The organism is Amorphoplanes friuliensis DSM 7358 (genome assembly GCF_000494755.1).
GTDB lineage: Bacteria > Actinomycetota > Actinomycetes > Mycobacteriales > Micromonosporaceae > Actinoplanes > Actinoplanes friuliensis.
Genome location: NC_022657.1, coordinates 7,976,649 through 7,997,909, shown reverse-complemented (window position 1 = coordinate 7,997,909; position 21,261 = coordinate 7,976,649). Strand labels below are relative to the sequence as shown.

The 21,261-nt window shown below is 70.3% G+C and carries 24 protein-coding genes; 17 read left to right on the top strand and 7 right to left on the bottom strand.

All coding sequences use genetic code 11. The annotated features are described in order from the left end of the window. Positions 1-42: 42 nt before the first annotated feature. From AFR_RS36810 to AFR_RS36800, 3 genes are read left to right on the top strand one after another with little or no spacing between them, the layout of a single operon-like run. Complete coding sequence (locus tag AFR_RS36810) at positions 43-399, top strand: GntR family transcriptional regulator (RefSeq protein ID WP_023561919.1); 357 nt, start codon at positions 43-45, stop codon at positions 397-399. Continuing rightward, a complete protein-coding gene (locus tag AFR_RS36805) occupies positions 396-1,292 on the top strand; it encodes an ATP-binding cassette domain-containing protein (protein WP_023561918.1) in 897 nt (298 codons plus the stop codon). Before AFR_RS36810 ends, AFR_RS36805 begins: the two co-directional genes overlap by 4 nt. Continuing rightward, positions 1,289-1,984 carry a hypothetical protein gene (locus AFR_RS36800; RefSeq protein ID WP_023561917.1) on the top strand — a complete coding sequence of 232 codons (696 nt, stop codon included), beginning with the start codon at positions 1,289-1,291 and terminating at the stop codon, positions 1,982-1,984. The genes AFR_RS36805 and AFR_RS36800 overlap by 4 nt, the downstream gene beginning before the upstream one ends. A gap of 40 nt (positions 1,985-2,024) precedes the next feature. Here the strand turns inward: AFR_RS36800 and AFR_RS36795 are convergent, their stop codons facing one another. Further along, positions 2,025-2,534: a protein-tyrosine phosphatase family protein gene (locus tag AFR_RS36795; protein ID WP_041843216.1), complete on the bottom strand. Its 510-nt coding sequence runs from the start codon at positions 2,532-2,534 to the stop codon at positions 2,025-2,027. A 136-nt stretch (positions 2,535-2,670) separates the two neighbouring features. Between AFR_RS36795 and AFR_RS36790 the strand changes: the two genes are divergently transcribed. After that, entirely contained in the window at positions 2,671-3,774 is a 1,104-nt protein-coding gene (locus AFR_RS36790) for a D-alanine--D-alanine ligase family protein (protein ID WP_023561915.1), read from the top strand. A gap of 15 nt (positions 3,775-3,789) precedes the next feature. Here AFR_RS36790 and AFR_RS36785 read toward each other — a convergent pair whose 3' ends face one another. Further along, a complete protein-coding gene (locus AFR_RS36785; RefSeq protein ID WP_023561914.1) occupies positions 3,790-4,431 on the bottom strand; it encodes a DUF3515 family protein in 642 nt (213 codons plus the stop codon). A 1-nt stretch (position 4,432) separates the two neighbouring features. Then, positions 4,433-4,666 (bottom strand): Lrp/AsnC ligand binding domain-containing protein, encoded by a 234-nt coding sequence (locus AFR_RS36780; protein WP_023561913.1) that lies wholly within the window; start codon positions 4,664-4,666, stop codon positions 4,433-4,435. Between the two features lie 110 nt (positions 4,667-4,776). Here AFR_RS36780 and AFR_RS36775 point away from each other — a divergent pair, with 110 nt between their 5' ends. Both AFR_RS36775 and AFR_RS36770 read left to right on the top strand, forming a co-directional pair. Beyond that, positions 4,777-5,715, top strand: a complete 939-nt coding sequence (locus AFR_RS36775) for a thiamine-phosphate kinase (protein WP_023561912.1) — start codon at positions 4,777-4,779, stop codon at positions 5,713-5,715. 15 nt (positions 5,716-5,730) lie between these two features. Then, positions 5,731-6,189 (top strand): GNAT family N-acetyltransferase, encoded by a 459-nt coding sequence (locus AFR_RS36770; RefSeq protein WP_041841411.1) that lies wholly within the window; start codon positions 5,731-5,733, stop codon positions 6,187-6,189. A 61-nt stretch (positions 6,190-6,250) separates the two neighbouring features. Here the strand turns inward: AFR_RS36770 and rpmB are convergent, their stop codons facing one another. After that, positions 6,251-6,442, bottom strand: a complete 192-nt coding sequence (gene rpmB / locus AFR_RS36765; protein ID WP_023561910.1) for a 50S ribosomal protein L28 — start codon at positions 6,440-6,442, stop codon at positions 6,251-6,253. A gap of 157 nt (positions 6,443-6,599) precedes the next feature. On the opposite strand from rpmB, the gene AFR_RS36760 reads away from it, so the two are divergent. The 3 genes from AFR_RS36760 to AFR_RS36750 are packed head-to-tail and all read left to right on the top strand — an operon-like array spanning position 6,600 to position 10,950. Then, positions 6,600-8,414: a DAK2 domain-containing protein gene (locus AFR_RS36760; protein ID WP_023561909.1), complete on the top strand. Its 1,815-nt coding sequence runs from the start codon at positions 6,600-6,602 to the stop codon at positions 8,412-8,414. After that, positions 8,411-10,612: an ATP-dependent DNA helicase RecG gene (gene recG, locus AFR_RS36755; RefSeq protein WP_023561908.1), complete on the top strand. Its 2,202-nt coding sequence runs from the start codon at positions 8,411-8,413 to the stop codon at positions 10,610-10,612. Before AFR_RS36760 ends, recG begins: the two co-directional genes overlap by 4 nt. Further along, positions 10,609-10,950 carry a DUF952 domain-containing protein gene (locus AFR_RS36750; RefSeq protein ID WP_023561907.1) on the top strand — a complete coding sequence of 114 codons (342 nt, stop codon included), beginning with the start codon at positions 10,609-10,611 and terminating at the stop codon, positions 10,948-10,950. Before recG ends, AFR_RS36750 begins: the two co-directional genes overlap by 4 nt. 53 nt (positions 10,951-11,003) lie before the next feature. Here AFR_RS36750 and AFR_RS36745 read toward each other — a convergent pair whose 3' ends face one another. The 3 genes from AFR_RS36745 to AFR_RS46490 form a co-directional block, all read right to left on the bottom strand. Beyond that, on the bottom strand, positions 11,004-12,512 hold the full coding sequence (locus tag AFR_RS36745) for a hypothetical protein (RefSeq protein ID WP_023561906.1): 1,509 nt from the start codon (positions 12,510-12,512) through the stop codon (positions 11,004-11,006). Positions 12,513-12,597: 85 nt separating this feature from the next. Next, positions 12,598-14,091 carry a hypothetical protein gene (locus AFR_RS36740; protein ID WP_023561905.1) on the bottom strand — a complete coding sequence of 498 codons (1,494 nt, stop codon included), beginning with the start codon at positions 14,089-14,091 and terminating at the stop codon, positions 12,598-12,600. A 329-nt stretch (positions 14,092-14,420) separates the two neighbouring features. Next, complete coding sequence (locus tag AFR_RS46490) at positions 14,421-15,398, bottom strand: LPXTG cell wall anchor domain-containing protein (RefSeq protein ID WP_023561904.1); 978 nt, start codon at positions 15,396-15,398, stop codon at positions 14,421-14,423. Between the two features lie 352 nt (positions 15,399-15,750). On the opposite strand from AFR_RS46490, the gene rsmD reads away from it, so the two are divergent. From rsmD to AFR_RS36695, 8 genes are all read left to right on the top strand, one after another. Next, positions 15,751-16,326 carry a 16S rRNA (guanine(966)-N(2))-methyltransferase RsmD gene (gene rsmD / locus AFR_RS36730; protein WP_023561903.1) on the top strand — a complete coding sequence of 192 codons (576 nt, stop codon included), beginning with the start codon at positions 15,751-15,753 and terminating at the stop codon, positions 16,324-16,326. After that, the gene (coaD, locus tag AFR_RS36725) at positions 16,323-16,802 is read left to right on the top strand and encodes a pantetheine-phosphate adenylyltransferase (RefSeq protein WP_023561902.1); all 480 of its coding nucleotides are present in this window, start codon (positions 16,323-16,325) and stop codon (positions 16,800-16,802) included. The genes rsmD and coaD overlap by 4 nt, the downstream gene beginning before the upstream one ends. 91 nt (positions 16,803-16,893) lie before the next feature. Beyond that, the gene (locus AFR_RS36720) at positions 16,894-17,391 is read left to right on the top strand and encodes an ATP synthase subunit B family protein (protein ID WP_023561901.1); all 498 of its coding nucleotides are present in this window, start codon (positions 16,894-16,896) and stop codon (positions 17,389-17,391) included. Positions 17,392-17,472: 81 nt separating this feature from the next. Further along, positions 17,473-18,030 (top strand): YceD family protein, encoded by a 558-nt coding sequence (locus tag AFR_RS36715; protein ID WP_023561900.1) that lies wholly within the window; start codon positions 17,473-17,475, stop codon positions 18,028-18,030. A gap of 12 nt (positions 18,031-18,042) precedes the next feature. Continuing rightward, entirely contained in the window at positions 18,043-18,216 is a 174-nt protein-coding gene (gene rpmF, locus AFR_RS36710; RefSeq protein WP_023561899.1) for a 50S ribosomal protein L32, read from the top strand. Between the two features lie 124 nt (positions 18,217-18,340). Next, positions 18,341-19,288, top strand: coding sequence for a fatty acid synthesis plsX protein (locus AFR_RS36705; RefSeq protein ID WP_041843214.1), 948 nt, complete (start codon positions 18,341-18,343; stop codon positions 19,286-19,288). After that, positions 19,285-20,070 (top strand): ribonuclease III, encoded by a 786-nt coding sequence (gene rnc / locus AFR_RS36700; protein ID WP_023561897.1) that lies wholly within the window; start codon positions 19,285-19,287, stop codon positions 20,068-20,070. The genes AFR_RS36705 and rnc overlap by 4 nt, the downstream gene beginning before the upstream one ends. Further along, positions 20,067-21,245: a putative hexosyltransferase gene (locus tag AFR_RS36695; RefSeq protein WP_023561896.1), complete on the top strand. Its 1,179-nt coding sequence runs from the start codon at positions 20,067-20,069 to the stop codon at positions 21,243-21,245. Before rnc ends, AFR_RS36695 begins: the two co-directional genes overlap by 4 nt. The last annotated feature ends 16 nt before the right edge of the window (positions 21,246-21,261 follow it).

The following is a 21,261-nucleotide window of genomic DNA, read 5'->3' as shown; positions in this document are numbered from 1 at the left end:
TTAGTTACATGAGTAATGAACCGCAGAACTAAGGAGGCTGTCGTGTTCGACGACCGCAGCCCCATCTACCTGCAGATCGCCAACGGCATCAAGAACGACGTTCTGAGCGGCACGCTCAAGGAGGACGAACAGGTCATGTCGACCAACCAGTACGCGGCGTTCTACCAGATCAACCCGGCTACGGCGGCCAAGGGCTTCGCCCAGCTGGTCGACGAGGGCGTGCTCTACAAGAAGCGCGGCATCGGGATGTTCGTCAGCCCCGACGCCCGTGCCCGGCTGCGCAGTCAGCGCCGCGAGCGGTTCTTCACCGACGTCGTCGACCCGATGCTCGCCGAGGCCCGAATGGTCGGCGTCGACGTGGCGGAGATCGTCGCGCACCTCGAGGGCGGTGCCCGATGATCTCGCTGCGCAACCTCACGGTCCGGTACGGCGACACGATCGCGGTCGACAACCTCAGCCTCGACCTCGAGCCGGGCAAGATCTACGGCCTGCTGGGCCGCAACGGCTCCGGCAAGACCAGCCTGCTCAGCGTGCTGGCGGCGTACCGGAAGGCCTCGAGCGGGACGGTCGCGGTCGGCGGGACCGATCCCTTCGAGAACGCGGAGCTGATGCGGGACATCGCCTTTGTCCGCGACAGCCTCGACGTCGGTGAGCAGGACCGGATCTCGGGCGTGCTGGCGCTGGCCGCCCGCCTGCGCCCGACCTGGGACACCGCGTACGCGGAACGCCTGATCGACGTCTTCGAACTGGACCGCCGCAAGCGGGTGCAGGCACTGTCGCGGGGGCAGCGTTCCAGCCTCGGTGTGGTCCTCGGGCTGGCCGCCCGGGCGCCGCTGACCATCCTCGACGAGGTCTACCTCGGCATGGACGCCGGTGCGCGCACCACGTTCTACCGGGAGCTGCTGGCCGACTACCTCGACCACCCGCGCACGATCATCCTCTCCACGCACCTCATCGAGGAGGTCGCCGGGCTCTTCGAGCAGGTGATCGTCATCGACCACGGCCGGCTGCTCGTGCACGAGGACACCGACACCTTCAAGTCCCGCGGTGTCTCGGTGACGGGCCCGGCCGCCGCGGTCGACGCCTTCACCGCCGGCCGCACCGTTCTCGGCGGCCAGAGCCTCGGCGGCGTCCGCCAGGCGACCCTCTACGGGGAGCTGGACGACGACGAGACGGCCCGCGCGAAGGCCGCCGGTCTCACTCTGGCGCCGGTCGGCGTCCAGGACCTGTTCGTCCACCTGACCTCGGGCACCGCCGCCGGGGACACCAGCCGCACGGAGGCACTGCGATGAGTCGGTACCGGCTCGTGACGTCCGAACTGTTCCGTACCTACCGGCCCGTGGCCCTGTGGTTCTGGTCGATCATGATCGTCGGGGTCGCCATCGGGAGCACGGTGGTCAACCTCGTCACCGAGCCGAAGTTCAGTCTCTGGCTGGTGGTCGTCGGCGCCTCGGCCAAATGGTGGCTCGGTGTGGTCGGTGTCCTGCTGGTGAGCCTGCACCTGCGGCAGTTCGTCGCCAACGGCATCACCCGCCGCGACTTCATGACCGGGATGGCCGTCTTCGGCCTGGCCGGCTCCCTGCTCACCGCGCTCATCGTGCCGATCGGCCACGCGCTCGAGCAGCTGCTGCTGGGCATCGCCGGCCCGCTCCCGCCCGACTACCCGGCTCTCTCGGCCGGCGCCGCCGCGCTGGAGTTCGGGCACGTGCTGCCGGCCTCCCTGGCGTTCTTCGTGGCGGGAGCAACCGCGACGGCCGGGTTCTACCGCTACGGCGCCTGGGGCGGACTGGCCCTCGTCGTCCCGGCGGTGCTGCCCATCGGGTTCGCCGAGGTGCTGCTCGGGGTCGATCAGCACGGCGGTTTCGACTCACGCTTCGTGCCCTACGCGGCGGCCGCGGCGCTCTCGCTGGTCGTGACCGGCCTGGTCGCCCTGCTCCACGAGAGGGAGATGCGGCACGTGGCGATCCGCCGCGGCCCGGCCTGACGCGCCGGACCAGGGGCGTCCCGTGATCGACGGGACGCCTCTAGCCGCCGTGGTTGAGGGCGAACTCGTAGAGCCAGTCCCGCTGGGCCTCGGTGTCGGGCACCGGCAGACCCCGTGCCTCGGCGACCATCTCCAGCGCCCGTTCCGGGCCGACGCCGAGCATCACCAGCGTCGCGCAGGCCAGCAGCGTCGAACGGCCGATGCCCGCGAAGCACTGGGTCACCACGAACCGTCCGGCGCGGACGTGGGCGGCCAGGCGTACGCCCAGGGCGACCACGTCGGTGTCGGCGATGTCACGGGCGCGCGGGATGCCCCGGTCGGCGATCGGGAACGACAGGAACTCGATCCCGGCGTCGGCCGCCGCCGCGGCCACCTCGGTCAGGCCGAGCCGCCTGTCCTCTTCCCAGGTCAGCGCGGAGACAAAAACGTCGACCCCGGCGCGGGCCAGACCGGCCATCTCGTCGGCCAGCCAGTCGCCGCCACGGGGGTGGCCCATCGTTGCCAACCGCCCCGGGCCGCGCCAGGCGATCACGTGCAGTGCTGGTCTCATCGACGCCCCGTTCTTGTTTGCCGTGCCAGCGCCCGCCGTCATCACCCCGGTGGTGTACGCAGAGTAGGGTCGTGCCCGCCGCCCCGCACCCGCGCGCAGGCAGCCTAGCGATGTCCGGCAACGAGAGGCCATTTCCATGACGACCCCTCGCAAAACCCGTGTGGCGATCGTGTTCGGCGGACGCAGCACCGAGCACGCCATCTCCTGCGTGAGCGCCGGCAGCATTCTCGGCGCCCTGGACCCCGATCAGTACGAGGCGGTGCCGGTCGGCATCACCCGGGACGGCGCCTGGGTCCTGTCCAACGGTGACCCGGCGGCGTTGTCGATCACCGACCGGAAGCTTCCGGAGATCACCACCGACTCCGGCCGGGCCGTCGTGTTCCCCGCCGACCCCACCTCGTCCGGCCTGATGGTCCTCGACCCGGCCGACGGCGTGGCGGTGCTCGGCGGCGTCGACGTCGTCTTCCCGGCGCTGCACGGCGCCTACGGCGAGGACGGCACCATCCAGGGCATGCTCGAGATGGCCGGGATCCCGTACGTCGGCGCGAACGTCTTCGCCTCGGCGGCGGGCATGGACAAGGAGTTCACCAAGAAGCTGGCGGCCGCGGAGGGCATCCCGGTCGGGCCGTACGCCGTCCTGCGCGCCGGCTGCTCACTGTCGGAGGCCGACAAGGAGCGCCTGGGGCTGCCCGTCTTCGTCAAGCCGTCACGGGCCGGCTCCTCGCACGGCATCAGCAAGGTGACCGACTGGGCCCACCTGGACGCGGCCGTCGCCAAGGCCCGTCAGATCGACCCCAAGGTGCTGGTCGAGACCGGCATCGTCGGCCGTGAGATCGAGTGCGGTGTCCTCGAGGGTGAGGCCGGGGGAGCACCCGAGGCGTCACTGCTGGCCGAGATTCTGGTCAGCACCGACGGCAACGACTTCTACGACTTCGACGCGAAATACCTCGGCGACGGCACGCCGTACCAGATCCCCGCCGGTCTGGACCCCGAGGTCGCGCAGCAGGTCCGTGAGCTTGCCGCCCGGACGTTCACCGCGCTGGACTGCGCCGGTCTGGCCCGCGTCGACTTCTTCGTGACGGCCGACAACCAGATCTACCTCAACGAGATCAACACGATGCCGGGCTTCACGCCGACCTCGATGTTCCCGCTGATGTGGGCGGCCACCGGCCTGGAATACCCCAAGGTCGTCGACCGGCTGATCCGCACCGCGCTGCGTCGCGGCACGGGCCTGCACTGAGGCTCCTGCGGGGCGTCAGACGCAGCCGGAGGGCACACCCGCGGTGATCGACTTGTCGGTCTTCACCACGACGTCGGAGAACTCGTTGGCCCACTGCGCGGCCTGCGGATAGGCCTTCGGGACCGTGACCTGCACCGCGACCTCACGGTCCATGGTCGTGAAGGTCGTCGCCTCCGCCTGCTCGTGGGCGTACCAGCAGACGCGGTTCATGGTCATCAGCTCGGTGTCCATGGGCACACAGCCCGAACCGGTCTGGTCCAGCGACGCGCACGTCTTCGGCTGCGTCACACCGCACGCCACGGTCAGCGGCGGCTCGCCGAAGGCGGCGTTCTGCTCCGGGCCGGCGCTGACCTTCCGCGCCGCCAGGTCGCGGATCTTCAGCGGCAGCTGCGAGGTCACCGCCAGACAGACCGACGCGGGCCGGGCCGCCAGCTTCGGCGCGGCCATCTGCACGGCCTCCGCCGGTACGACCGCGGGCTGCGTCGCGGACGGCGCGGGTGCCGCGACCGGCGACTCCGGCACGATCTTCGAGAAGATCAGGAAGCCGGCCAGGACCGCCACCGGGATCGCGACAACAGTCGCCCACAGCGCGGCAGTGCGCGCCGTGCGATCGGGCGCTGCGGGCTGGGGCTCGGGGCGGGTCTCCACGTCGACCATGTCAGAGGTTTACCACGGAGCACGTGACGGTCCGCGTGATGCCCGGTACGTACTGGATTTTGCTCACAATCATCTTGCCGACCTCATCGACGTTCGGGGCCTCCGCCAGTACCACGACGTCGTAGGGCCCGGTGACCGCGTCGACGCGTACCACACCATTGATTTTGTCGATCGCGGCGGCCACGTCACGGGCCTTTCCGACCTCCGTCTGGATGAGGATGTATGCCTGGACCACGATCAGACTCCTATCCGCCGCCGCCGGCGACCCGAACGTGAAACTACAGTACGGAAGCGGTCGGCAGAGCAGATGCCGCGCACGCTGAACTCGGAAGGAACGGTGGGACGTTGAGCATCGCGGAGACGGGTGAGTTCGGGCTCATCGCCCGGATCGTCGCGCGGCTCGGAACCGGCGCGGAAACCCTGCTCGGCCCGGGTGACGACGCGGCCGTCGTCGCCGCACCGGACCGCCGGGTGGTGGCGAGCACCGACGTCCTCGTCGAAGGCCGCCACTTCCGCCGCGACTGGTCCAGCCCCGCCGACGTCGGCCACCGGGCTGCCGCTGCCAACCTCGCCGACATCGCGGCCATGGGTGCGCAGCCGACGGCCCTGCTGGTCGCGCTGTGCGTACCGACGGATCTCGAAGTGGAATGGGCCGAGGAACTGGCCGGCGGTCTGTCGGCCGAGGCCGGCCTGGTCGGCGCGAGTGTGGTCGGCGGGGACATGTCGGCCAGCCCCACCCTGACCATCGCGGTCACCGCCCTCGGTGACCTGCAGGGCCGGGAGCCGGTCGTGCGCAGCGGCGCCCAGCCCGGCGACGTGGTCGCCCTGGCCGGCCGCACCGGGTACGCCGCCGCCGGGTTCACGATCCTCTCCCGCGGCTTCCGGACCCCGAAGGTGCTGGTCGAGGCTCACCGCCGCCCCGAAGTACCGTACGCCGCGGGCACCGCAGCCGCCCTCGCCGGCGCCACCGCCATGATCGACGTGTCCGACGGGCTGCTGCAGGACCTCGGTCACATCGCCACGGCCAGCGTCGTCGGCATCGACATCAACCGCGACGCGTTCGAGATCCCCGACCAGATGCGGGACGCGGCCTCGGCGCTCGGCGTCGACCCGTACGGCTGGCTGCTCGCCGGTGGCGACGACCACGCCCTGGCCGCGACGTTCCCGCCCGGGGCGGAGCTCCCACCGGGCTGGCGGGTCGTCGGCGGGGTCCACGAAGGCACCGGCGTCACCGTCGACCGCCGCCAATGGCAGGGCGGCAAGGGGTGGGACCACTTCCGCTGATTACAGTTGGTCGGCGTGGAGGAGATCAAGATCCGCGCGGCCCGCTTCGACGAGCCCGCGGTGCAGCAACTGATAACCGAGGCGATGGCCGAGCTGAGCCGGCGGTACGGCGGCAGCGGCGACGACACCCCCGTGGCCGCCTCCGACTTCGCGCCGCCCCAGGGTGCTTTCCTGGTGGCGTACGCGGGTGACGAGCTCGTCGGGTGCGCGGGCTGGCGGGCGCACGGACCGGACGCCGAACTCAAACGCATGTTCACCAGGCCCGCAGCCCGTGGCCGGGGAGTGGCCCGCAAGGTGCTCGCGGCGATCGAGGAGTCCGCGCGGGACCGCGGCTGCAAACGGGTCATCCTCGAAACCGGCGACAAACAGCCCGAGGCGATCGCGCTCTACCTCAAGTGCGGGTACGAGCGGATCGAGGACTTCGGCTACTACAAGGGTGAGGAAGGTGTCCTCTCCTACGCCCGCGTCCTCTGAACCAGGGCACACGAACAGCCCGCCTGGTCAAGCGACCCGGCGGGCTGTGGTGATGCTGCGGTCAGGCGCGGACGACCTTGCCGGCCTTGATGCACGAGGTGCAGACCTTGAGCTTCTTGGTGTTGCCACCGCCGGCGGGGGTGCGCACCGACTGGATGTTCGGGTTCCAGCGGCGGTTGGTCCGCCGGTGCGAGTGGGACACGTTGTGGCCGAAGCCCGGTCCCTTGCCACAGACGTCGCACACGCTAGCCACGGGGTACTCCTGGGATTGATTCGAAACTTGGGGTGCGCCGGACAGGGTGCGTCCGGGCAACCTGGCCAGGTTACCCGATGGGTCGCCGTGACAGCCAATCGGCCCTTCACCCACCTGGCACCCGGCAATTGTCGGTGCTGGTTAGTACGCTTTTCGCGTGCTGGACTCCCTGGACGCTGCCGCGGTACGCCGCTGGTGCGGCGGTGGGCTGGCCGCGCTCCGCGCCCACCAGCACGAGATCGACGAGCTGAACGTCTACCCGGTGCCCGACGGTGACACCGGCACCAACCTGGTGCTCACCCTCACCTCGGCCCAGCAGGCCCTGGACGACAGCCCCGCCCTGTCCGGCGAGATCGTCGAAAAGACCATGCGCCGCATGGCCCGCGGTGCCCTCCTCGGCGCCCGCGGCAATTCCGGCGTCATCGTGTCGCAGATTTTGCGCGGCATGGCGGACACCTTCGCGACGACGGTGGCCGTCCGCGGCGGCGAGCTGGCCCGCGCTCTGCGCACGGCGACCGAGGCCGCCTACGCGGCAGTGGCGCGCCCGGTGGAGGGCACAGTCCTGTCGGTGGTCGCGGCGGCGGCCGAGGGCGCCGGGCGGATCGCCTCGGACGACCTGCTCGCGGTGGCCCGGGCCGCGGCTCGTTCCGCAGCGGAGGCATTGGCCCGGACCCCGCAGCAGCTGCCTATCCTGGCTCGCGCGGGGGTGGTCGACGCGGGCGGCCGCGGCCTGGTCCTACTCCTCGAAGCCCTGGTCGAAGCCCTGAACACCACCCTCCAGTCCACCCCCACCGCCGCGGCCCCCACCACCGCCACGGGCCCGGCCTCAGCGGGCGTCCCCACCGCCGGCGCTACCTCCACAGGCCCTACCTCTGGGGGTTCTGCCTCCGCGGGTCCGGATCGGGCGCATGGGGGCGGGCTGCCGGCCGACGTCGCTGTGGCGGGGCCGATGCCCGGCGCCGCACCTGACCTGGCCGGGGTCGCACCCGACCTGGCCGCACCCGACCTGGCCGGGGCGGAGTCGGTCGGGGTGGAGGCTTTCGGTGGGGCTGGGGACTTCGGATACGAGGTGCAATATCTGCTTGATGCCGAGCCCGGCGCCGTCGACGTGTTGCGCGGCGCCCTCGACCGGCTCGGTGATTCGCTCGTGGTTGTCGGGACCGGCGAGGGGGAGCCGCCGACCTGGAACGTGCACGTCCACGTCGACGACATCGGTGCCGCGATCGAGGCCGGCGTCGTCGCGGGCCGTCCACACCGGATCACCGTGACGCGGCTGGTGGACCGGTTGCGTCCGCACGACCACAACCCCGTTCCCGACGCCGGGAAACGGGCGGCAGTCGTGGTCGCGGCGGGTGACGGGCTCACCTCTCTCTTCGCCGCCGAGGGTGCCACCGTCGTGGGGCGTAATCCGTCGATCGCGGAGATGCTCGCGGCCATCGCGGCGACCGGTGCCGGGCGGGTGGTGCTGCTGCCCAACGATGCCAACGCTCATGCCGTGGCCAGCTCGGCTGCGCGGGAGGCGACCGCTACCGGCGTACGGGTCAGTGTCGTGCCGACCCGGTCGCCGGTGCAGGCGCTCGCCGCGCTGGCCGTGCGTGACGAGCAGCGGGCGTTCGACGAGGATGTCATCGCGATGGCCGAGGCCGCGGGGGCCTGCCGGTACGGCGAGGTCTGCACCGCGCAGCGCGAGGCGCTCACCGTCGCCGGCCGCTGCCGTCCCGGTGACCTGCTCGGACTCGTCGACGGCGAGGTCCACGTGATCGGGGACGATCTGGAGCAGGTCTGCCGCCGCCTGCTCGACCGGATGCTCGGCGGCGGCGGTGAGCTGGCCACCCTGGTGCTCGGCGCCGACGCCCCGGCCGAGCTCGAGGACCGTCTGCGCGGCCACGTCACGCAGCAGTGGCCGTTCGTCGAGTTGCAGAGCTACGCGGGCGGCCAGCCCCGCTACCACCTCCTGGTTGGAGTGGAATGACCGACACGACCACCGTCACGACCACCGCCACCCCGCTGGAGCAGGTGCTGGGGGCGGCCAAGGCCAAGGCGCTGGCGACACATCTGGACCTGCACACCGCCGGCGACCTGATCTATCACTTCCCGCGCCGCTACGACGAGCGTGGCGAGCACACCGACATGCGCAAACTCGAGGTCGGTGAGCAGGTCACCCTGCTGGCCCAGGTCAAGAGCACGACGGTACGACCGATGCGTCAGCGCCGCGGCAACATGCTCGAGATCACCATCGGGGACGGCTCCGGCGCCACGCTGACGTGCACCTTCTTCAATCAGGCGTGGCGGGAGCGCGAGCTGCGTACCGGGCGGTGGGGGTTGTTCGCGGGCAAGGTCACCGACTTCCGCGGGAAGCGTCAGCTCAACGGACCGGCCTACCAGCTGCTGAAGGCGGACGCGACCGAGGACGAGGCCGCCGAGGAGATCGAGGAGTTCGCCGGCGCCCTGATCCCGGTCTATCCCGCCGCGGCGGCCGTTCCGACGTGGACCATCGCCCGGTACGTCCGTGAGGTGCTGGAGACGTTCCAGCCACCGGACGATCCGCTGCCGGGGACGGTGCGGGCGACCCGCAACCTCATCGGGATCGGCAAGGCCCTGCAGGAGATCCACCGGCCCAGCTCCGACACGAATCTGCACCTGGCGAAGTACCGGCTGAAGTGGGACGAGGCTTTTGCCGTACAGCTGACTCTGGTGCAGCGGAAGGCCCGGGCGGCGGCGTCTCCCGGCAGGTCCCGGCCACGCAGCGAGGCCGGGTTGCTCGCGGCGTTCGACGCGTCCCTGCCCTACGAGCTGACCGACGGTCAGGCGCAGGTCGGTGAGGAGATCGCGGCGGATCTGGCGCGGGCCCACCCGATGCACCGGTTGTTGCAGGGTGAGGTGGGTTCCGGCAAGACGCTGGTCGCGGTCCGGGCGATGCTGCAGGTGGTCGACGCGGGTGGTCAGGCCGCGTTGCTCGCCCCGACCGAGGTGCTCGCCACCCAGCATCACCGCAGCATCGGCGCGCAGCTCGGTGCCCTGGGCCGCCGAGGTGAGCTCGACGGTGATCCGGACGGCACCCAGATCACCCTGGTCACCGGTTCGCTCGGTGCGGTCGCCCGCCGTGCCGCCCTGGCCAAGGTTGCGGACGGCACCGCCGGGATCGTCGTCGGCACCCACGCCCTCCTGTACGAGGGGGTCGACTTCCACGATCTCGGCCTGGTGGTCGTCGACGAGCAGCACCGGTTCGGTGTCGAGCAGCGGGACGCGTTGCGTGCCAAGGCCGCCCAGCCGCCGCACGTGCTGGTCATGACGGCGACGCCGATCCCGCGCACCGTCGCCATGACCGTCTACGGCGACCTGGAGACGTCGACGCTGTCGCAGCTGCCGCGAGGCCGTTCACCGATCGCGTCGCACGTCGTCCCTCCGGAACGCCCGGCGTTCCTGGACCGCGCCTGGAAGCGGGTCCGCGAAGAGGTGAAGGCCGGCCACCAGGCGTACGTGGTGTGTCCCCGCATCGGCGCGACCGAGGCCGAGGAGGACGAGGAGCCGCCGGGTGACAACGAGCCGGCCCGCCGCCCGCCGCTGGCGGTGATGGAGGTCGCGCCGATCCTCGAGGAGGGCCCGTTGCACGGCCTGCGGATCGGCATCCTGCACGGCAAGCTGCCCGCCGACGAGAAGGACGCGGTGATGCGCCGCTTCGCGGCCGGTGACCTGGACGTGCTGGTGGCGACCACGGTCATCGAGGTGGGTGTCGACGTCCCGAACTCCACCGTCATGATCATCATGGACGCGGACCGTTTCGGCGTCTCCCAGCTCCATCAGCTCCGCGGCCGTGTCGGCCGGGGCTCGGCGCCCGGCATCTGCTTGCTGGTCACGGAGGCCATGGAAGGCACCCCGGCCCGTGAACGCCTCGACGCGGTGGCGTCCACCACGGACGGCTTCCGCCTGGCCGAGCTCGACCTCGAGCAACGCCGCGAGGGTGACGTCCTGGGCGCTTCGCAGTCCGGCAAGCACAGCCACCTGCGCCTGCTGTCGCTGCTGCGCGACAGCAAACTGATCACCGACGCCCGTGCGGAAGCCACCGCGCTGGTGCTCGAGGACCCCACGCTGGCAAAACACCCCGCGCTGCTCGCCTCGGTGGCCGCCCTGGTCGACGAGGAACGCGCCGAATATTTGGAGAAGGGTTGATCCTCCACTTCTGCCCCGAGTCCTCGTGGCAAGCGGCTGTCGCAGCCGGTGAATACAGCGCCGACACCCTGGTCTCCCAGGGTTTCATCCACTGCTCCACCCCGGACCAGGTGGCGATCCCGGCGACGGCGCTGGCCCGCGGCCGCCAGGACATCCTGCTCCTGGAGATCGACGAGGCCCGGCTGAGCAAACCGGTCGTCTGGGAGCAGGGTGACCCGCCCGACCCGGGCGGCATGCTGTTTCCCCACGTCTACGAACCGATCCCGGTCGCCGCGGTGGTGGCGACCCACCCCTATCTCCCGGGTCCGGACGGCACCTTCAGCCGCCCGTCCTTCTAGACAGAAAAGGCGCCCAGGCCGGAAAGCCTGGGCGCCCCTTTTCTGTTGTCAGGTCACGGGGTGAAGGTGATCCTCCGGCGCCGGGCCAGGAAGAACAGCACTCCGCCGGCCGCCAGCAGGGCTGCGGCGCCCGCGGCGATCGCGCCCGCGGCAGCACCGGTCACCGGAAGGCCACCGCCGTCACCGTTGTCGCCGTTGCCGTTGCCGCCGCCGTTGTCCGAGCCGCCGCCCGGTTCCTCGTCGCAGTTCGCCGGGCGTTCGACCACCGACTCGATCGGCTCCCGCTGGAGCTCGTCAAAGATCACGAACACGTCGGTCGCGTCGGTAAGCTTGAACGTGACCGTCTCCGACGTACCCGCAGCGGGCGTGATTTCCTTCCGCTCACTGCCGTAGCCCACGGTCGCCTTGACCGGGACCACACCCGCCGGGGCGATCACCGTCACCGTCACGAGCTCGCAGTTGTTCTTGATGCTGACGCGCGGCGCAGGGCAGGCCAGGGGACGTTCCCACTCGTACGTGACGGTGTCCAGTCCGTCCGCGGTGACCTTGATCTGTCCGCTGCCCGCCGGAACCTTGACGGTTTCACTCTGCTTCGGGGCGACGGTGACCTTCGTGGTGAAGGCGCCCGCTGTGACGGTGAACTCGACGTCGTACCGGCTCAGGTCACCCGTGTTGCTCAGGACCACGGCGACGGTGCCGTCGCACTGGGACAGGGTCTCCACGGCCGGCTGGTGGCAGCCCTCGGCGCCACCGTTGTACCAGCCCTGCGGACCCTCCGAGCGGCTGCCGGAGCCGTTGCTGCTGCCCAGCTTCTTGTCGCCGTACCGGGGGCCGTTCTCGGTGATCTCCTCGATGATGTCGGTCACGGCGCCGAAGAAGAGGTCGACCTGGGTGTTGCACTTCGGGACCTCGGCGGTCAGCGACACCGAGCGGTTCTCATTGGTGATAATCGCGGTGTCGCGGGCGAACGCGTACTGGGGGTACGAGAACTCCGGCTTGGGCGCGAAGTAGGTCACCAGCGTGACGGGCTCGTCCTTGCACAGCTTCACGCCGTCGTCCAGGGTCACCGAGGCGGTCGCCCGGCCGTCGGCCACCGCGAACGTGTGATGGAACGTGCCGGCCGTGCAGGGGGTCTCCGGCGGCGTGCAGGCGCCGAGGTCGACGGTTGCGCTGTTGGTCGCGTCCTTGCCGCTCGCGCCGAAGTTGGCGACGAAGGAGACCGAGGCCGATGCGGGGCTGCCGGTCAGCTTCTGGGTGAAGACCCGTCGGCCGGTCGTGCCGCTGGGCGCCCGCCTCGGCAGGTAGAGGCCGTTCTCCAGCTCGGGAACCGGCGCCGGCGAGGTGCGCAGCTGCTCGACCTTCGGCTCCGCGCCGTACGTGTTGGTGACCGTCCAGGTCACGACCCACTCGCCCGCGACGCACGTCGCCGCACCCTCGAGGCCGACCGCGGTGGAGGTCTCACTCGCGGCGGCGGCCGGGGAGGTCACGGCCGACAGCGAGGTGAGACCGAGGATGACGCCGGCGGCGACGACCGCGGCGCGGTGAAGCAGTGGTTTCAGCACGTCCGCTCACTTCGGGGAGAGGGTCGGGAGGAAGCAGGACGCGCCGGCCGATTTTCCGGCCGGCGCGTCTCTGTCAGGCGATGAATCAGGCGGTGAAGGTCACCCGGCGACGCCGGGCGAGGAAGAAGAGCACGCCGCCCGCGATCAGCAGGAGAGCCGCGCCACCCGCGATGCCGCCGGCCACCGGGCCGGTGACGGGGAGGGTGGGCTCGTCGCTGTTGTCGCCGCCGCCACTGCCGCCGTCGGAGCCGCCGTCACAGTCGGCGTCACCGAGGGTGGCCTTGATCGGCTCGACGTTCAGACCGGGGAACTCGACCGTGGCGTAACCGGCGTCGCCGATCTTGAACGAGACCTTCTCGGTCTTGCCCGGGGCGACCGTCACGGACTCGGTCTTGTCGCCGTAGGTGACCTTGGCGGTCGCCGGGGTGACACCCTCGGGGTTCTCGACGGTGACCGTGACGGTCTCGCAGTCGTTCTCCACGATGACGCTCGGCAGCGCACAGTCCGCCGGGGGAGTCCAGTCGTAGGTGACGTCCTCGATGCCGGGCGCCGAGACGGTGATCTTGCTTGCGCCGGCCGGGACGACAACGGTCTCGCCCTTGCCGTCCTTGACCGTGACGGTCTTGGTGAACTCGCCGGCCTTGATGGTGAAGTCGACCGCGTACTTCTCGGTCAGGCCCTTGTTGCTCAGGCTCAGCGAGACGGTGCCGTCACACTGGGAGACCGCCTCGACGGCGGGGGTCTGGCAGGCGTTCGTGCCGCCGTTGAACCAGGCCGGCTTGCCCTTCGAGCGAGCGCCGGAGCCGTTGCTGCTGCCCAGCTTCCGGTCGCCGTAACGATCACCGTTCTCGGTGATCTCCGAGATGATGTCGTCCTTGTCGCCGAAGAAGAGGTCGACCTGGGTGTTGCACTTCGGCACGTCGACGTTCAGCGTCACGGAGCGGTTCTCGTTGGTGATCTTGCCCGAGTCGTCGTCGAACGCGTACTGCGGGACGGAGAACTGCGGCTTCGGTGCGAAGTAGGAGACCAGCGTGACCGGCTCGCCCTCGCAGAGGTTGATGCCGTCGTCGAGCTTGACGGTCGCGGTCGAACCCTCTTCGGTCACGCCGAACTCGTGGTGGAACGCCGCCTTGTCGGCCGTCACGCAGGGGGTCTCGGCCGGGGCACACGGGCCGGAGAGCGTGACGTCTCCCTCGTTGCCCTCGTCGGTGTAACCGTCGACGGCCCAGCGGGACGTGAACTTCACGGTCGCCTTGGTGGCGTCGCCGGGGACCTTCTGGGTGAGGACGAGCTCGCCGTTCTGGCGGTCCCTGGCCTGGGGGATGACCAGACCGGTCTGCAGACCCTCGACAGGGGTGGGCGTCGTGACGAGGTCGGAGACCGTGGCATCGGCGTCGTAGTCGTTGGTCAGCGTCCACGTGACGATCCGGGTACCAGTGGCGGTGTCGCACTTGGCGGAACCACTGACCTCGGTGGCGTGGGCGCTGGCGGGAGCGGCGACAAACGCGACTCCGGTCAGACCGATGAGCGAGCCGGCGAGGACGATCGCGGCGCGACGGAGCGGGGAGTTCAACTTCACGCGTACTCCATGTGACGGCGGAACGGGGGGCACGGCACAGGGAGGCGGCGAGTCACCCGCCCGGGAGTGCGGGGATCGCGACGATGCCTCCCCGCATCGTCGAACCGACTGCGTAACGTCGGCGCTGTAGCGGCCTGACGATAGCTACTTAGATGAATATGGGGAACACCTGTTGACGACTTAAGACTGTCGTGGCCCATCCGTGACAATCGCTGCACCGAAAGCAACATGATCGATGCATTCCGTGTACCCAAAAATGGACCACCGCGGACAAAGGGGCGCGCCGGCCGTGATGGCCGACGCGCCCCTTTTGCTTACGCTGGTGCCTGTCAGGCGGTGAACTTCACCTTGCGACGGCGGGCCATGAGGAACAGGCCGAAACCGAGCGCGAGGAGCGCGGCAGCGCCACCCGCGATGCTGCCCGCGGCAGCACCGGTCAGCGGCAGGCTCGGCTCGTCGCTGCCACCGCCACCGGCGGTGTCACAGTCCTCGGGCTGCTCGTACGTGATGGTGGCGTCCTCACCCTCGTAGCCCTCGGGCGTCGCGGTGATCTTCATGCCGTCGACGGCCTTGAACTCCACAGTGGTGGTCTTGCCGCGCTTGCCGACGACGGTCTTGGACTCGCCCTCGCTGGTCTTGAACTCGACCTTGACGTCCTTCTCCCAGTCGGCCGGGACGGTGATGCCGACGGTGACCGTGTCGCAGGTCTCCTCGTAGACGAACTCCGGCTCCTTGGTGGGCGCCGGCGGGGTCGTGGTCGGAGGCGTCGTGGGGGCCGTGGTCGGCGGGGTCGTCGTCGGAGCCGTGGTCGGCGGCGTCGTCGGCGGCGTGGTGGGCGGCGTCGTCGGCGGGGTGGTCGGCGGCGTCGTCGGAGTCGGGTTGCACTTCTCGTCCGACTTCTTCACCGGCTGGTGGGAGTCGCGCGCCGCGGTGATGGTCTGGTTGCCACGCTGCCAGGCGGCGGTGACCTTGACGTTCGCCTCGGTGTCGGAAGCCTTCAGCTTCTGCACACCCTCGAGGATGCCCTGGCCACGGATCGGCAGGTCGGCGCCGACCGCGATGCCCGTGATCGAGCTGTCGGCCGGGGTGAGCTCCACCACGGTGACCTTGCCGGCGAGGTCGGACTCGCTGTTCTCGACCTTCCAGTGCACCTCCCAGCTGCCGTCGTCGTTGACGCACGACGTTCCACCGAGAACTTCGGGGTGGTGGGCGCTGGCGGGGCCGGTCAGCGCGAAGGCGCCGGTGAGGCCGATGAGCGCGCCGGCAGTGAGGACAGCCGTGCGGCGCAGCGGGGACTTCAGGTTCACGCCTACTCCTGTAGAGGATCGAGGGGTACGGCGCGGGAAAGCTAAGGCGGCAAGCGTCGCGGCGATGAGGGCGACTGAAGCCGGCGACGACGCCTCCCCGCATCGTCGAGCCGACAGCGTTTCGTCGGCGGCCGACCGACCATAGCCAAGTCGCTGAATCTAAGAAACGTCGTAGGCCCACCTAAGCGCGTTGATACATATTTGAGATCTTCGTTGTACGCAAAGGCAGGACATCGATGCTCTGAGTGGTTACGGGTCGACGCATGGTGGGGAAAAGTTCACTCCGCAGTGGCCGGTCGACCCTGGTGGCGTAGCGTCACACTGTGCTACCTGACGACCCCCATGAGGGCGCATGACCAGGATCATCGCCGGTGTGCACGGCGGCCGGAAGCTCGCTGCGCCGCCCGGCGCGCAGACCCGCCCGACCGCCGATCGGGTGCGGGAGGCCTACTTCAGCGCGCTCGGGACCATGGTGGACCTGGAGGGCGCCCGCTTCGTTGATCTTTACGCCGGTTCCGGTGCAGTCGGTCTGGAGGCCCTCTCGCGAGGTGCTGGACACGCTCTGCTAGTGGAGTCGGACGCCAAGGCGGCGCGTGCTGTCCGGGACAACATCGTCACTCTCCGTGCCGGTGATGCCGCCCGGCTGGTCACCGGAAAGGTCCTTCAGGTCCTCGCCGGACCCCCCGAGGGTGGCCCGTTCGACGTGGTCTTCGCGGATCCTCCGTACGCCCTGGGTGACGACGAGATCACGGCCGTCCAGGAGGCGCTGGTCTCCAACGGCTGGCTCGCGGAGGACGCAGTCGTGACCTTCGAACGCTCCACCCGGACGGTCGTCCGCGGTCAGCCACTGAGCTGGGTCGACGGCATCACCGCGGACCGCAGTCGCCGCTACGGCGAGACCACCCTTTGGTACGGTCGCCGATCATGAGACGCGCGGTCTGTCCCGGGTCCTTCGATCCGGTCACCAACGGCCACCTCGACATCGTCGGCCGGGCCAGCCGGCTCTTCGACGAGGTCATCGTCGGCGTACTGATCAACCACTCGAAGACCGGGCTGTTCACGGTCGAGGAGCGGATAGAGATGTTGCGCCAGGCCACGGCCTCCTACGGCAACGTCCGGGTCGAGTCCTTCCACGGCCTGCTGGTCGACTTCTGCCGGGCGCAGGGTGCCGCAGTGGTCATCAAGGGACTGCGCGCGGTCAGCGACTTCGACTACGAGTTGCAGATGGCGCAGATGAACATCGGTCTCTCCGGCGTGGAAACACTGTTCATGCCCACCAATCCGCTGTACTCGTTCCTGTCTTCCAGTCTGGTCAAGGACGTGGTCAAGTGGGGCGGGGACGCGTCTTCGTACGTTCCCGACTTCGTGGGTGAACGCCTGGTGACACGACTGCGGCAAAACTGACGGCGCGCCCTTTGCGGCTGCATCATCAGGTACGGCAGTAACGTGATCGCACCACTCAGCGTGAGTGCGAGATGACAGGAGTGAGGCGCCGGTGGATCCGCTCGACCGCATCGACGAGATCATCTCCATGGTGGAGACGGCACGCTCGGTGCCGATGTCCCGGACCAACTTCATGTTCGACCGCGGCGAGATGGTCGCGATCCTGGATGAGCTGCGCGCCGAACTCCCGAGCGACCTGCGCCGGGCGGTGGCCCTGCTCGAGGAACGCGACAAGATCATCGACGCGGGCAAGCGTGAGGCCGACCGGATCATCGGTGAGGGTGAGACGGAGCACGCCCGGCTCGTGTCGGTCAACGAGATCACCGTCTCGGCCGAGCACGAGGGTGCCCGGATCATCGCCGAGGCGCGGGCCGAGGCGCAGCGGCTCCGCGAGGAGGTCGACGACTACGTCGACACCGCGCTGGCCAACTTCGAACAGTTCCTGACCAGGGCACTGGGATCGATAGAGCGAGGCCGCGACAAGATGCACGCGCTGCGCGAGATCGGTACCTTCCAGGGTGAGGACCACGAGCGGCCGCTGCCCTTCTGAGACGTCCCCACCCGATTCGACGATGGGCCCGCTGCTCAGGTAACCTTTCCTGTCGGCCTACCTACAGGCTGAGGATTCATGATGCCCAAGCAAACGCAGAAACACCTCGATCCCAGGCAGCCGCTGGTCGTCGACACGACGAAACTCCCGCGCCAGCCCGGGGCGACGCGTGCCCTGAAAAGGGTGGTGCCGGCACCCGCGGACCTCGGTCTGGAGTTGGTCTCGGTGCCCACGGGATCCGACCTCGAGCTCGATCTGAGCCTGACGTCGGTCTCCGAGGGTGTGTACGTCAGCGGCAGTGTCCGTGGTTCGCTCTCCGGCGAGTGCGGCCGCTGCCTGAACGAGATCGACCAGAAGTTCGACGTCGAGATCGCGGAGCTCTTCGCCTACGCGGACAGCACCACGGAGGAGACGACGGACGAGGACGAGGTGGGCCGGATGCAGGGCGACCTGTTCGACCTGGAGCCGGCGGTAAGGGACGCGGTGGTGCTCACGCTGCCGACCAATCCGGTCTGCCGGCCGGACTGCCCAGGGTTGTGCCCCGAGTGCGGGGTGCATCTCGACGATCTACCGGCTGACCACAGCCACGACGACGTCGATCCCCGCTGGGCCGCTTTGCGCAATCTTTCGGAAAACTGAGGAGTAGGTACCGTGGCCGTCCCGAAGCGCAAGATGTCGCGCAGCAACACCCGGTCTCGCCGGGCGAACTGGAAAGCGACCGCGGTCTCGACCGTGGCCTGCCCCCAGTGCAAGTCGCCGAAGCTGCCGCACACCGCTTGCGGCGTCTGCGGCACCTACAACGGCCGTCAGGTCCTCGAGGTCTGAGCACCACGGAGTGACTAGCCCGGTCTACGGGCGGGTCGCACCTGAGCGGCGGCGAACGTCCGGTGCCCGGGCTCCGGAACAGTCCGGCCGAGATCTCTCGGCCGAGGCTGCACCGGAACCGGGCATCGCGCGGATCGCCGTCGACCTCCTCGGCGGGGACCATGCTCCCGCCGTCGTGGTTGACGGCGCTCTGCGCGCCAGCCAGGCCGATCCGGCCCTCCAGCTGCTTCTTGTCGGCCCCGTCGAGGCCGCCGACGCGCTTCTTGCTGCCCTCGATCCGGAAGCTCGGCATCGGGTCGGCACCATCACCGCACCCGCGGGCCCCGGCGAGCACGACGTCAGCCGGGTCGAGTCCGGGGTGCGTACGGCCATACTCGCCGTCGCCCAGGGGCACGCCGACGCGGTCGTCTCCGCCGGCAACACCGGTGCCACCGTCACCTCGGCCGCGCTCGGGCTCGGGCGCTGGCCCGGCGTGCGCCGTCCCCCACTGGCCGCGGTGCTGCCCACCGCCGCCGGTCGTCTCGTCCTGCTCGACGTGGGTTCCTCCGTCGACCCCGACGAGCTCACCCTGGCCATGCACGCCCGGCTCGGCGCCGCGTACGCGTCGATCGTGCACGAGGTCGCCGCACCCCGGGTCGGGCTGCTCACCATCGGCACCGAGCGGGGCAAGGGTGACCGCCTGCGCCGGACCGCCCCCGCGGTGCTCGCCGGCCTCCAGCTGCCCGCCGGCGCCCGGTACGTCGGGCTCGTCGAGGGCAACGACGTGGTGACCGGCGCCAAGGCCGACGTCGTGGTGACCGACGGCTTCACCGGCAACGTCCTGCTCAAGGGGCTCGAGACGGCGTACGCGCTGATCCGTCCCCCGAACGACGGCGACGTGCCGCCCCGGGCCGCCATCCTGCTCGGCGTCGGCGGCACCGTTGTCGTCTGCCACGGCGCTGCCACCGGCGAGGACGTCGCCGCCGGGATCGCCCTCGCCGCCGATCTGCACCGCCGTGCCGCGGTGCCGGTCATCGCGGACCTGATCCAGTCACAGGTACCAGCGCACGAAGACCCCAGAGGTGGTTCATGAGCATCAGTGACAAGCGCCGGCGGCCCTCGACCGAACCTCTGGAGGAGGCGTTCGGCATCCCGTTCGAGCCCGGCCTGCTCGAGCGCGCCCTCACGCACCGCTCCTACGCGTACGAGAACGGTGGGCTGCCGACCAACGAGCGGCTGGAGTTCCTGGGCGACTCGGTGCTGGGTGTCGTGATCACTTCGGCGCTCTTCCACAACCACCCCGACCTGCCCGAGGGTCAGCTGGCGAAGCTGCGGGCGAGTGTGGTCAACATGCACGCGCTCGCCGACGTCGCCCGTACGCTCGGGCCTGCGGGTCTGGGTCCGCACCTCCTGCTCGGTAAGGGTGAGGAGACGACCGGTGGCCGTGACAAGGCGAGCATCCTGGCCGACACGCTGGAGGCCCTGCTCGGCGCGATCTACCTGGAGCACGGGCTGGACATGGCCGGCGAGGTGATCCACCGGCTCTTCGACCCGCTGATGGCGGAGTCGGCCGGGCGCGGCGCGGCACTGGACTGGAAGACGAGCCTGCAGGAGCTGACCGCGGCGCTGGGCCTGGGTGTGCCCGACTACGTGATCGACGACGCCGGGCCGGACCACGCGAAGACGTTCACGGCCTGGGTCGTCGTCGCCGGTGAGCGCTACGGCGGCTCGGACGGGCGCAGCAAGAAGCAGGCCGAGCAGCGGGCGGCCGCGGCGGCGTGGCGCACCCTCACCGAGCGGGCCGAGGCGGAGACCCCGCCGCCTGCGGTGGCCGGTGGCGGCCACACCGAGCTGCCCGAGGCCGCCGGCCGGTGAGTGTGACGGCTGAGGAGGCCGGTGCCGAGGCGCCCACCGTCGCCGGGCGGCTGTGGGACAGGGCGGGCCGGTGGCACGGTGTCGGCCTCGCGGTCGGCATCCTGGCCCTGACACGGGTGGTCCAGCTGCTCCTGCTGGTCGGGCTGGACCGCGCCACCGAGGAACCGCTCGGGCTGCGCGCCAACCTGCTGCTCTGGGACGGCGGCTGGTTCCTGCGGGTCGCCGAGGGGTATCCGTCCGGCTACACCTACGGCGCCGACGGCACGCTGCAGGGCAACGAGCTGGCGTTCTTCCCGCTCTATCCGATGCTGATCCGGGGCCTGTCGACGCTCGGTCTCGAGCCGGGCTTCGCCGCGATCACCGTGAGCTGGCTCGCCTCGATCGGCGCGGCCGTCGCCCTGCACCTGCTCGGCACCAGCCTGTACGGCCGTCGCGCGGGCTGGGCGCTGGTCGCCATCTGCTGCGCCGCCCCGATGTCGGTGGTGCTCTCGATGGCCTATTCGGAGAGCCTCTTCCTCGCCCTGGTCGCCGGGATGTTCGTGGCCGCGCACCGGCAGGTCTGGTGGGCCGCCGGCCTGCTCGGACTGGGTGCCGCACTGACCCGTCCGACCGGTGCGGCCGCCGCGGTGGCGCTGGCGGTGGCGGCGATCCTCGCGGTCCGGCGTGACCCGTCGAAGAAGTGGCCGCCGCTGGCCGCCGCGGCCGTGGCGCTGGCCGGTGTGCCGGCCTACCTGGGCTGGGTCGCCTGGCGGGTCGGTGACCCCGAGGCGTGGTTCAAGATCCAGACTGCGGGCTGGGGCACGTCCTTCGACTTCGGGGCGAGCACCCTGTCCTTCCTCGGCTCGACGCTGACCCTCGGCGAGGGCTGGGTGCCGATGAGTGTCGCGCTCATCCTGCTCGCCGCCGTGGCCGCGGCCTGGGTCGCCCTGGCCGGCCGCCCGTGGCTGCCCCTCGCGGTCTACGGCCTCGTCGCGATGGTGCTCGCGTACGGGCAGGCGGGGTTCTACCACTCCAAACCGCGGCTGCTGCTGCCCGTACTGTTGACGCTGCTGCCCAGCGTGGTCGCTGCCGCCCGGGCCCGTCCCCGGGTCGCGGTGCTCGCGATCGCCGCGTGGGCCGCGTTCGGACTCTGGTACGGCGCCTACCTGGTGGCCGTCTGGCCGTACACGATCTGACACGGACCTGTAAGGA